Source organism: Grimontia sp. SpTr1 (assembly GCF_947387585.1).
Taxonomy (GTDB): Bacteria; Pseudomonadota; Gammaproteobacteria; order Enterobacterales; family Vibrionaceae; genus Enterovibrio; species Enterovibrio indicus.
Genome location: NZ_CANDOD010000006.1, coordinates 225347 through 236935, shown reverse-complemented (window position 1 = coordinate 236935; position 11589 = coordinate 225347). Strand labels below are relative to the sequence as shown.

Sequence of the window (11589 nt, the reverse complement as noted above, 5' to 3'; positions counted from 1 at the left end):
ACTAGCTCAGCTGGTAGAGCGCAACCTTGCCAAGGTTGAGGTCACGAGTTCGAACCTCGTGTGTCGCTCCAAATTTTCTTTCGATAAGAAAGCTCGAATGGCAAATTTAGCCGTTTGATTCAAATTTACCGAAGCATTTCGGACGCTCTTTGAATGCGACACTAGCTCAGCTGGTAGAGCGCAACCTTGCCAAGGTTGAGGTCACGAGTTCGAACCTCGTGTGTCGCTCCAAACTTCCATTTGGAAGTGCGCTACAGCAGGTATCAAAGCCAAGGTTGAGGTCACGTCTTTTGCCTTGAGAGCAGGAACCTCATGTATCGCTCCAAATTTCTTACAGAACATCATCTGTAAGCACCAACACTCCGCATTGAATGCACCAGTTATTTTTAGGGTGTAGCGGGTCGTTGTCTTTAATGCTGTGAAGCATTATCTCCGGGCAAGGTCTAGCCCAAATACAATCTGAATGAGTTTTTTGCAGGAACGTGTCTGCATCGCGCTTTGAGCACCTTTTTATCGTGTTTCTTAACAGAGTTATCCACAAAGTCTAGCTTGTGGGTAAAGCCGTTGATGAATATCAGAAGATGTGACGTTACTCAGAGTTATTTGTGCGGATGTTGATCGGTGGAAAACTGATTCCTGTGAATTGTTTTTATTGTAACTCTATGTTTTTAATGATTTTAAAGTTTCGGGTTTCAATGTTTTCAAAAGATTATCCCCAGTTTCATCACCTTTCGTGACTTTCATCTGAGATTATTCACAGAGTGTGTTTAACTTTATCAGCATGCACTGTTTTATAGCGTACTGAAAAGGTTTTCCACATTTCGCAGAAGAAGTGAATCTATGTCTTGTTTTTGCATTAATTTTGAGCAGATAGGTGACTTTCCACTACCGCACGATTGCGCTTAGGCATCCCTTGGTAGACCTTTCTGAACGATTCTGACTAACCTCTTGGTTGAGGAAGGCAGAACATCAACAGCATGTTCATTCCGGCGTTTAATCTGTTGTTCAAGCGCCCAATCAAGGTGCTGATCAAGCATAGCAGAGAATCCTTTGGCCGATTCCAAAAGTTCAATAATCTCTGGATCATAAGGGGCATTTCCCATGGCCACAGAGAGGTTACGGCGCCATTTTTCGTGGCCTATACGGCGAATGGCCGAACCCTCAGTTTCTTTCAAAAATGTGGATTCATCCCAGCTGAACAACGTTTTCAGAGGTTGCTGGACCAAGCTTTCTCGCCCATAAAAATCAGACTCGTTGGTTAACTCAGCTTCGCGGTTGTATGGACAAACCAACTGGCAGTCATCACAGCCATAGATTCGGTTCCCCATCGCCTCGCGGAACTCTTCTGGGATTTCACCATCAAGCTCAATCGTGAGGTAAGAAATACAACGTCTGGCATCGACAATGGTGTCGCCAACAATGGCATCTGTGGGGCAAGAGGTAATACATGCTACGCACTTGCCACACTGGCTTTCTGTCGGCTCATCCACTGGTAAGGGCAGATCAATCAGCAGTTCGCCCAGGAAAAACCAGGAACCGACGTCTTCACTGAGCAACAGTGAATGCTTGCCTGTCCAGCCAAGACCTGCCTTTTCTGCCAGTGGGCGTTCCAGAACTGGGGCGGAGTCGACAAAAGGTCGATAGCCGAACTTCCCAACTTCTTCTTCAATTCTTTGCCCTAATTTTTTCAGGCGGTTGCGGATGAGTTTGTGGTAGTCACGGCCAAGCGCATAACGACTGATATAGGCGAGAGAAGGCGTTTCCAATGTTTTTGCAAACCCTGCATCTGGCGGGAGGTAGTTCATTCTGGCACTGATCACGCGGACTGTGCCTTCAACCAGCTCTTGAGGACGGGCGCGCATCATGCCATGGCGCGCCATCCATTCCATTTCCCCGTGATAGCCATTATCGAGCCAACGTTGCAACTGAGCTTCATGCTGACTGAGATCAACATCAGTGATCCCAATATGCTGAAATCCTAGTTCATGTCCCCATTGCCTGATATTTTCAGCAAGTTGGGTAAAATTGATCGACGATGAAGATCGGGACTCAGACATAAGATCAGCAAGGAAAAACTAAGATGAGCGCAAGTCTACCACACTCGCTTTACCGATCGGATCAGGTCAGAGACGGAGAGCGCAAGATCGCAGCAGATCTTGGCGTAGAAATGTACAACCTGATGGAACTCGCAGGCCGTGCTGTCTTTGAAACGATCAAAGATCGTTGGCCTGATGCTGAGTCGATCCTCGTATGTTGTGGTAGCGGTAATAACGGCGGTGATGGCTATGTTATTGCGAGATTAGCTCTGGAAGCTAATATGTCGGTGACTCTCTGGTCGGTTACCGATCCATCTAGTGTTAGCGGCGATGCGTTAAAAGCACAGCAGAAATTTGTGGTTGCGGGTGGCTTGATTGGGCAAGGTGCCTTTCCTGATAGTGATTATGATCTGATCGTTGATGCACTCTTTGGTACCGGGCTCAGCCGCGATTTATCCGGCGCACACCTGTTAGCAGTGAATGCTATCAATGCGATTAACTGCCCCAAGATCGCGGTGGATCTTCCCAGTGGCTTGGATGCGGATACCGGGCACATCTGGGGTGAGGCCGTCATTGCAGATTGTACGGTTAGCTTTGTAGGGTTGAAGCAAGGCCTCTTTACCGGCAAGGCGCGCGATCATTGTGGTGACATTCTCTATGACGGTTTGGGTATTGGAGAGGAGTTTGCTGCGCATATCCCTGCTTCGTCTACACTGCTGACGCTTTCTCATGCCAAGACACTGGAGCCACAACGCCAAAATAGTGCACACAAAGGGCATGCTGGACGTGTCATATGTATTGGTGGCCAAAAAGGAATGGGTGGTGCCATTATCCTCAGTGGTCAGGCGACACTGCGAAGCGGCGCCGGGCTGGTCGCGGTGCTCACTGATGAAAGCCATATTCCGGCAGTGTTGGCCCGTCAGCCTGAACTGATGACACACTGGTGGCTTGAAGGTGACGGCATTGAAGCGCTAGACGAAACACTGCGATGGGCTGATGTTATTGCCATTGGTCCCGGTCTTGGTCAAAGCGAGTGGGCGAAGAAACTCTTTGATGCCGCGGTGGCGTGTGGGAGCCCCATGGTGGTGGATGCAGACGCACTGAATCTCTTGGCATGCTTCCCGATGCGCAGGGATAACTGGATTTTGACTCCACATCCTGGAGAAGCCGCAAATTTATTAAGTACTCACGTAACAGAAATTGAACGGGATCGTTTTTCTGCCGTCAAAGAGTTACATAAACGCTATGGTGGCGTGGTGGTGCTTAAAGGTGCAGGCACAATCGTTTATGATGGCAGCACTTTACAGATCATCGATGCAGGCAACCCTGGAATGGCCAGTGGCGGCATGGGGGATGTTCTGACCGGTGTGATTGCCGGATGCGTGGCACAGATGTCTTCGCTGTCGGAATCAGCCAATTTTGGTGCCTACTTACATAGCTATGCAGCAGATATTGCAGCACAAGACGGTGAGCGTGGCCTGATCGCCAGTGATTTGCTCCCGCTTCTTGGCAACAACATAAAAACAGAATCGCGATAGGGTAGCGCCTTATCGCAGAAAAGCAGTGAGAAACATGACACAGACTTTTATGACTGAGCTTGCCGATGAGCAAGCAACAGTGGCCTTTGGTGCAGCTGTCGCAGCCGCCTGTGCGCAGCAAACAACCATTTATCTTCATGGCGATCTGGGCGCAGGGAAAACCACTTTTTCTCGCGGATTCATCCAGTCTCTTGGCCATTCTGGCAACGTGAAGAGCCCGACGTATACTCTGGTTGAACCCTACCAACTGGATAGCTGGCAAGTCTATCACTTTGATCTGTACCGATTGGCTGATCCCGAAGAACTTGAATTCATGGGGATCCGGGATTACTTCACACCTGACGCACTTTGTTTGGTTGAATGGCCAGAAAAAGGCGAAGGTTTGTTGCCGCAACCTGATCTTGATATCACACTGAAATATAACGATGAACAACGCACAGTGCAGGTTCAGGCCAATACGCCTGTTGGTGAAGCGTTGCTGGCAAAACTGGAGTGGAAATAACGATATGCTTTGGCGGGGCGTGTTAGCAGGGTTGCTATGCTGGTTAGGTGCACTTTCTCCTGTGCTGGCTAATTCACTGGAAAATGTGCGGATCTGGCCTGCGCCGGATGAAACGCGCGTGGTGATGGATTTGGCCGATGAGCCTTCCTATACCTATTTTACCCTGACCAAACCGAATCGCCTGGTGGTAGATCTGAAAGACACGACCTTGGGGATGACACTGCCTAAAACGGTCAGCGACAGTAAAATACTGACGAAAATCCGCAAGAGCAATCCGCCTGACAACAAAACATACCGTTTGGTCTTTGAGCTTAAGGATCAAAGTGTCCCGCGCCTGTTTCCGCTGGCACCCGGCGGTGAATATGGCCACCGTCTGGTGATTGATATTCCTCACGGAAAGAAAACCGTCGCGGTGAAACCTGCCAAGCCTGCCGCTACAGCCGAAACCCAGACCGCACTGCCGTTTGGTACCGACGACATTATTATCGCTATTGACCCAGGCCACGGAGGAAACGATCCGGGTGCCGTGGGACCGCGACGTAAATACGAAAAGCACGTAACACTGGCTATTTCGCGCCAAGTCGCCGCCAAGATTAACGCGGTGCCAGGCATGAAAGCGGTACTGACGCGTAATGGTGATTACTTCGTCGATCTTAACAAGCGCTCGGATATTGCCCGCCGTAAGGGAGCGCATCTGTTGGTGTCTATTCACGCTGATGGTTTCCACAAACCGCAGCCTCGCGGAGCGTCTGTATGGGTGCTGTCCCGTCGTCGCGCGAACAGTGAAATTGGTCGTTGGATTGAGAAGCACGAAGAGCAATCGAACCTGTTAGGTGGTGGTGCGCTGCTGAATGACAACGAGGACGAATATCTGAGCCGTGCGGTGTTGGACTTGCAGTTCAGTAACTCACAGAAAGAGGGGTATGACGTTGCAGTTCGCGTGCTGAAAGAAATGGGTAAAGTGACAAAACTTCACAAATCCAGCCCGGAACACGCGAGTCTTGCTGTGCTGAAATCCCCAGATATTCCATCTCTGTTGGTTGAGGCGGGTTTTATCACCAACCCGCAGGAAGAAAAGCTGTTGCTGAGCTCCAGCCACCAAAACAAGATTGCCAATGCTGTATATAAAGGTGTGTTGACCTATTTTGAGGATTTCCCGCCAGACGGCACCTTGATGGCTGCGCGTAAGAACGGCGTTAAACACAAAGTCACGTCAGGCCAGTCTCTGTCTGTCATCGCCAGTAAATACGGCAGCTCAGTGTCGGCGATCAAAGCGGCAAACGGCTTGAAGTCCAATAACCTGAAAGTTGGTCAGGTTCTGACAGTGCCTGATGTCAATGTTGGGGCATTGACTAACGCCTCGAAACCTTCGTCTTCAGGTGCCAGTGCAAAACCCGCGTCACCTTCGGGTAAAACCGTGACTCACACCGTCAAACGTGGAGAGTTCTTGGGTAAAATCGCGCAGGAATATGATGTCAGTGTTGCCAGTATTCGCAGTGCCAACAAGCTGCGCTCAGATGAACTGGCGATAGGGCAGAGACTGAAAATTGTGGGTGTCCAGCCCAAAGACAAGCAGCACAAAGTGCAACGCGGAGAGTATCTGGGTAAAATCGCCAGCAATTATGGGGTGACGGTAGACAGTATCCGTCGTGCCAATAAGTTGCGTTCTGACGAGTTGGCTATCGGCCAGACCCTGATTATTCCCGGGAGTTAAGCATGGCAATTCAAATCCTACCTGCACGTCTGGCAAACCAGATTGCGGCAGGAGAAGTGGTTGAAAGGCCTGCTTCTGTCGTTAAAGAGCTCGTTGAAAACAGCATTGATGCGGGGGCGACCCGCATTGATGTTGATATCGAAAAAGGCGGCAGCAAGCTTATCCGTATTCGAGATAACGGCTCAGGCATTGCCAAAGAAGAACTCGAATTGGCGCTCAGCCGTCACGCGACCTCCAAGATCTCCTGCCTTGATGACCTCGAAGCGATTATCAGTCTTGGGTTTCGTGGTGAGGCACTGGCGAGTATCAGCTCGGTATCGCGACTCACCCTGACATCGAGAACGATCACTCAATCAGAAGCCTGGTCTGCCTATGCGGAAGGTCGTGATATGGCTGTGCAGGTTAAACCTGCGGCTCATCCAGTCGGCACGACGGTTGAGGTGGTGGATTTATTCTTTAATACACCAGCCCGCCGCAAGTTTCTCCGCACTGATAAAACCGAATTCGGCCATATTGATGAGCTTCTGAAGCGCATTGCGTTGAGCCGTTTTGATGTGGCTATTACCCTTCGTCACAACGGCACCATCGTGCGCCAGTACCGCGCAGCATCGAACGATGCCCAGCGTGAAAAGCGACTGGCGGCTATTTGCGGTTCGCCGTTTGTAAAAAGCTCTGTGGCAGTGAGCCTTGAACATCAGGGTTTAACCCTTCATGGCTGGATTTGTACGCCGGAAGGTGCGCGGGCACAGAACGATATTCAGCACTGCTTTGTGAACCAGCGGATGATGAAAGACAAACTCATCAATCACGCGATTCGACAGGGCTATGAAGCATCATTGCGTCCCGATCAATTCGCCGCTTACGTTCTTTATATTGACATCGACCCGCACCAGGTGGATGTGAATGTTCATCCAGCCAAGCATGAAGTCCGTTTCCATCAGGCCCGCTTGGTTCATGACTTTATCTATCAGGCTGTAGCCGATGCTCTGATGCAAGTTGCAGCGGAACAAGCACCTGCACTTGAGTTTGAACATCCGCCAGTGAGTGATCTCAGCAGTGGGCAGAATGCTACCCAGCCTGAAACCATGCCTGACACCCCAACACCTGAAATTCATGATTCGTTGGAGCCTCAGGGGGCGGGAAATGCCTCATACTCAAACTACCCTGGTCAGACTGAACACACAGAATGGCGGCCACAGTCGTCAGGGCAAAGTCAACGAGGGTCAAGCCTTGGCCACTCATCTGGCAGCGGCTCTCGCCGAGAGCAATATGGTGATAACGCCCCATCAAAGCGTGAACAAAAAGTGTATCAAGCACTCATGACAACGCCTGTTGTCCCACCTGCTGATACGCAGGTAGCCGAAGCGCCACCTGTCTTTGTGCCTTCATCAGTAGTGCAAACCCCCGTTTCCGTCGGGCATGCAGGAAATGGCTTAGGTAAGGCGTTGGCCGTGGTGTCGTCTAAGTATTTGTTGCTTCAACGTGCTGAGGGTATTGCCCTACTGGATTTGGATGCCGCCTCTTACCTCGCCATGCTTGGACAATTCCATGCTGCGGCAGTGGGTGAAGGCTTGAAAGCACAACCGCTTCTGATCCCACAGGCGCTACCCGCTTCGACGGAAGAATTGGCATTGATTGCGAAACATGAAAGTCTGCTTCAGCAATTTGGTATGCTTCTTCGTCAAAAGTCGCCAACCCAATTGATGGTGATGGCGGTTTGTCAGCCAGTACGCAATCATAACTTGCAGCAGCTCATTCCTTCGTTGATGACATTTCTTACCAGCGAATCTGACACTTTGTCGGCTGAGTTGCTGGCAAACTGGTTTGCAGCTCAGGCGACGCAAAAAACAGACGTCTATGGTTTATCACAAGCCGTTACACTGATCTCTGACTTAGAAAACTGCTGGCAGGAAAGGCTGGCGGTGCATTATTCAACGTTGTTGCGTCCGGTTGACGTAGCAGCGGCAATAGAAGCTTTTAAACATGACTAAGCCATTGCCGAAGGCAATTTTTTTAATGGGGCCTACCGCATCGGGTAAAACCGATCTGGCGATCGGCCTGAGAAAACAATTTCCTGTCGAGATCATCAGTGTCGACAGCGCCCTTATCTATAAAGAGATGGATATCGGCACCGCCAAACCAACTGCAGATGAATTGGCACTGGCTCCACACTGTTTGATCGACATCCTCGATCCGTCAGAAGCTTACTCAGCGGCTGATTTCCGTGCTGATGCCTTGCGGGAAATGGAAGAGATTGTCGCAAAAGGGAGAATTCCCCTTTTGGTTGGTGGTACCATGCTTTACTTCAAAGCATTATTAGAAGGTTTGTCACCTTTGCCACCCGCGGATCCAGCGATTCGCGCTAAAATTGAACAGGAAGCAAAGGAACACGGCTGGCAGGCTTTGCATGATGAGTTATGCAACATTGACCCTGTCGCAGGTGCGAGGATCCACCCGAATGATCCTCAACGATTGTCGAGAGCGCTGGAAGTTTTTCGTATTTCGGGTAAAACTCTCACTGAGTTGACCGAAACCAAAGGTGAACCATTGCCATATGAGGTTCACCAATTTGCTATAGCCCCTAAGGAAAGGGGAGAACTGCATCGCCGTATTGAGCTGCGTTTCCAGAAAATGATGGAAGCGGGTTTCGAAGCGGAGGTACGCAAGCTGTATGATCGTGGCGATCTGAATCCTGATATGCCGTCGATCCGCTGCGTTGGGTACCGACAGATGTGGGATTATTTGGCGGGTAGCTGTTCGCTTGACGATGCAGTTTATCGCGGTGTGTGCGCAACCCGTCAGTTAGCCAAACGTCAGATCACCTGGCTTCGCAGCTGGGATAATTTGACATGGCTTGATAGCGACGATGCCGAGCTATCGTTACAAACAGTCACAAAGTGTCTGACCTGATCTAGGAAGAGACAGGTATACTTTGGGTTGTTGTAAGCGGCATTGTTGATTTTATTGTTGCTAATACAACTACAAACCAATAAGGAAAATTAAAAATGGCTAAGGGGCAATCTCTACAAGACCCATTTCTGAACGCACTGCGTCGTGAACGTGTACCTGTTTCTATCTATTTGGTAAACGGTATCAAGCTTCAGGGCCAGATCGAATCTTTTGACCAGTTCGTGATCCTGCTGAAAAACACTGTAAACCAAATGGTTTACAAGCACGCGATTTCTACCGTGGTCCCAGCTCGCCCAGTGAACCACCATCATAACAACTCTGAGCGTTCGCCAAATGAACGTCAGCAAGAGAAGACTGAGGAGTAATAATCCTTTGGTAAGGAGTTGATCGCTTGTTTGACCGTTATGAAGCCGGTGAACAGGCTGTTTTAGTTCATATCAACTTCACCCAGGAAGGCGAATGGGAAGATCTCAGCGAATTTGAAATGCTGGTATCGTCAGCGGGGGTTAGCAGGCTGCAAACCATTACGGGCAGTCGGCAGTCCCCGCATTCCAAATACTTCGTTGGTGAAGGTAAAGCCCTAGAAATTGCTGATGCTGTTCGATTGACAGGGGCTGACATTGTTATCTTCAACCATGCGCTTTCTCCTGCGCAAGAACGAAACCTTGAACGTCTGGTCAAATGTCGAGTGCTTGATCGCACTGGTCTGATCCTGGACATCTTTGCACAGCGTGCCCGCACTCACGAAGGTAAGTTGCAGGTCGAGCTGGCGCAGCTTCGCCACCTTTCCACCCGACTCGTCAGAGGCTGGACGCACTTGGAGCGTCAGAAAGGGGGGATTGGTTTGCGTGGTCCGGGTGAGACCCAGCTTGAGACTGACCGTCGATTGCTGCGTGATCGCGTTAAGGCAATTTTGCGTAGACTTGAGAAAGTGTCTAAACAGCGCGAGCAAGGGCGACGAGCTCGAAGCCGTGCTGAAGTACCAACCGTGTCGCTGGTGGGATACACCAACGCTGGCAAATCCACCCTCTTTAACCGCATTACTGAAGCGGGGGTCTATGCAGCGGACCAGCTGTTCGCGACCCTAGATCCGACGTTGCGTAAGATTGAGGTGGAAGATGTTGGTGACGTGATTCTTGCTGATACCGTTGGTTTTATCCGCCACCTACCGCACGATCTGGTCGCGGCGTTTAAAGCCACTTTGCAGGAAACACAGGAAGCAGCTTTGCTTCTGCATGTTATCGACGCCAGTGATGATCGCTTCCGCGAGAACATCGAAGCGGTTGACGTGGTACTTGAAGAAATCGATGCTCATGAAATCCCAACACTGTTGGTGATGAACAAAATTGACAACATGGAAGAAGCCTCGCCACGAATTGAGCGTGATGAAGAAGGTTTACCTCGTGTTGTCTATGTATCTGCACTAGCAGATCAGGGCATAGATCTTCTTTTTGAGGCACTGACCGAGAGGCTGGCGGGGACTATGGTAAGCTATCGCTTACGTATTCCACCTGCGGCTATCGGCAGAATGCACAGTAAATTCTGTCAGTTGCGCTGTATTACGCATGAAGAATACGAGCAGGACGGACATTTGCTGGTCGACGTGCGGTTACCTCAAACAGACTGGTTGAGGTTGAAAAAAAGGGAAGGCAGTGAGTTAGGCGACTTTATCGTCAACTGACAGCCTGTTACAGTATAAAAACTATCGTCATATCATACTGATGGAGTGCTCTAATGGCGTGGAATGAGCCAGGAAACAATGGCGGTCAGGACAAAGACCCGTGGGGAAACCGCGGAGGTCGTGACCAAGGGCCGCCTGACCTCGATGAGGTGTTTGGCAAGCTAAGCCGCAAACTGAGTGGCTTGTTTGGCGGCAAAGGGCCGTCTTTTGGTGGCAGCAGTGCTGCTGGTTTGGGCGTAATTGCCGTTGTGGGTGCAGTTATCTGGGGTGTCTCAGGCTTTTACACTATCGGTGAAGCAGAGCGTGGTGTCGTATTGCGCTTTGGCGAATACAACCGCATTGTGCAGCCAGGTCTGAACTGGAAGCCAACGTTTATCGATGAAGTGACTCCGGTAAACGTTCAGGCAATCCGTTCTTTGCGCGGCTCGGGCGACATGCTGACCAAAGACGAAAACGTTGTGCGTGTTGAAATGGACGTGCAATATCGCGTTGCTGATCCGAAGAAATACCTGTTTGCGGTCACCAATGCCGACGACAGCCTACGTCAGGCAACTGACTCTGCGCTGCGAGCAGTGATTGGTGATGCTGTGATGGACCAAATCCTGACCTCTGGTCGTCAGGAAATTCGTGAACGCACTGAAGTTGAAATCAACCGTATCGTGGACCGTTACGACATGGGTCTGCTGGTGGTTGACGTAAACTTTGATACAGCACGTCCACCGGAGCAGGTCAAAGACGCATTCGATGACGCCATTGCAGCGCGTGAGGATGAAGAGCGTTTCATTCGTGAAGCAGAAGCTTATCGCAACGATATTTTGCCTAAAGCAACGGGTCGTGCAGAGCGTCTGAAGAAAGAAGCACTGGGTTACAAAGAGAAAACCGTTAATGAAGCAGAGGGTGACGTAGCGCAGTTCGAGAAACTGCTGCCTGAATATCAGGCTGCACCTGAAGTCACGCGTAGCCGTCTGTATCTCCAGACCATGGAGAACGTCTTCGGTAACACCAGTAAAGTGTTGATTGATTCACAGGAAGGCGGTAACAACCTGCTTTACCTGCCATTGGATAAGCTGATGAACCAAACTCCTCAGCAACGTTCGACCACGGTTAACAGCAATGCATCAGATTACGGCATTGAGCTGGAAAGCTCGACGCAATCTGCAGCGCCAAGCAACAGCCGTTCGTCGACTTCGCGCCAGGGGAGATATTAA

The 11589-nt window shown here is 50.3% G+C and carries 9 protein-coding genes and 1 tRNA gene; 9 read left to right on the top strand and 1 reads right to left on the bottom strand.

Annotated features, from left to right (window positions below; all coding sequences use genetic code 11):
• Window positions 1-155: 155 nt before the first annotated feature.
• Window positions 156-231, top strand: a tRNA-Gly gene (locus tag QL223_RS11665).
• A gap of 671 nt (window positions 232-902) precedes the next feature.
• Here QL223_RS11665 and queG read toward each other — a convergent pair.
• Window positions 903-2030, bottom strand: a complete 1128-nt coding sequence (queG, locus tag QL223_RS11660) for a tRNA epoxyqueuosine(34) reductase QueG (protein WP_281544828.1) — start codon at window positions 2028-2030, stop codon at window positions 903-905.
• A 50-nt stretch (window positions 2031-2080) separates the two neighbouring features.
• On the opposite strand from queG, the gene QL223_RS11655 reads away from it, so the two are divergent.
• From QL223_RS11655 to hflK, 8 genes are all read left to right on the top strand, one after another.
• Window positions 2081-3574 carry an NAD(P)H-hydrate dehydratase gene (locus tag QL223_RS11655; RefSeq protein ID WP_281544825.1) on the top strand — a complete coding sequence of 498 codons (1494 nt, stop codon included), beginning with the start codon at window positions 2081-2083 and terminating at the stop codon, window positions 3572-3574.
• 34 nt (window positions 3575-3608) lie between these two features.
• The gene (gene tsaE, locus QL223_RS11650) at window positions 3609-4076 is read left to right on the top strand and encodes a tRNA (adenosine(37)-N6)-threonylcarbamoyltransferase complex ATPase subunit type 1 TsaE (RefSeq protein ID WP_281544824.1); all 468 of its coding nucleotides are present in this window, start codon (window positions 3609-3611) and stop codon (window positions 4074-4076) included.
• A gap of 4 nt (window positions 4077-4080) precedes the next feature.
• Window positions 4081-5790: an N-acetylmuramoyl-L-alanine amidase gene (locus QL223_RS11645; protein WP_281544823.1), complete on the top strand. Its 1710-nt coding sequence runs from the start codon at window positions 4081-4083 to the stop codon at window positions 5788-5790.
• Between the two features lie 2 nt (window positions 5791-5792).
• On the top strand, window positions 5793-7781 hold the full coding sequence (gene mutL / locus QL223_RS11640) for a DNA mismatch repair endonuclease MutL (protein WP_281544822.1): 1989 nt from the start codon (window positions 5793-5795) through the stop codon (window positions 7779-7781).
• Window positions 7774-8700 (top strand): tRNA (adenosine(37)-N6)-dimethylallyltransferase MiaA, encoded by a 927-nt coding sequence (gene miaA, locus QL223_RS11635; protein ID WP_281544821.1) that lies wholly within the window; start codon window positions 7774-7776, stop codon window positions 8698-8700. The genes mutL and miaA overlap by 8 nt, the downstream gene beginning before the upstream one ends.
• A gap of 95 nt (window positions 8701-8795) precedes the next feature.
• Window positions 8796-9065 (top strand): RNA chaperone Hfq, encoded by a 270-nt coding sequence (gene hfq / locus QL223_RS11630; protein WP_002539397.1) that lies wholly within the window; start codon window positions 8796-8798, stop codon window positions 9063-9065.
• Window positions 9066-9091: 26 nt separating this feature from the next.
• A complete protein-coding gene (gene hflX, locus QL223_RS11625) occupies window positions 9092-10381 on the top strand; it encodes a ribosome rescue GTPase HflX (RefSeq protein WP_281544820.1) in 1290 nt (429 codons plus the stop codon).
• Between the two features lie 53 nt (window positions 10382-10434).
• A complete protein-coding gene (gene hflK / locus QL223_RS11620) occupies window positions 10435-11589 on the top strand; it encodes an FtsH protease activity modulator HflK (RefSeq protein WP_281544819.1) in 1155 nt (384 codons plus the stop codon).

Excerpts from the sequence above, each read along its gene's own strand:
- QL223_RS11655 (WP_281544825.1), top strand. The coding sequence starts at position 2,081 with ATGAGCGCAAGTCTACCACACTCGCTTTACCGATCGGATCAGGTCAGA.
- tsaE (WP_281544824.1), top strand. The coding sequence starts at position 3,609 with ATGACACAGACTTTTATGACTGAGCTTGCCGATGAGCAAGCAACAGTG.
- QL223_RS11645 (WP_281544823.1), top strand. The coding sequence starts at position 4,081 with ATGCTTTGGCGGGGCGTGTTAGCAGGGTTGCTATGCTGGTTAGGTGCA.
- mutL (WP_281544822.1), top strand. The coding sequence starts at position 5,793 with ATGGCAATTCAAATCCTACCTGCACGTCTGGCAAACCAGATTGCGGCA.
- miaA (WP_281544821.1), top strand. The coding sequence starts at position 7,774 with ATGACTAAGCCATTGCCGAAGGCAATTTTTTTAATGGGGCCTACCGCA.
- hfq (WP_002539397.1), top strand. The coding sequence starts at position 8,796 with ATGGCTAAGGGGCAATCTCTACAAGACCCATTTCTGAACGCACTGCGT.
- hflK (WP_281544819.1), top strand. The coding sequence starts at position 10,435 with ATGGCGTGGAATGAGCCAGGAAACAATGGCGGTCAGGACAAAGACCCG.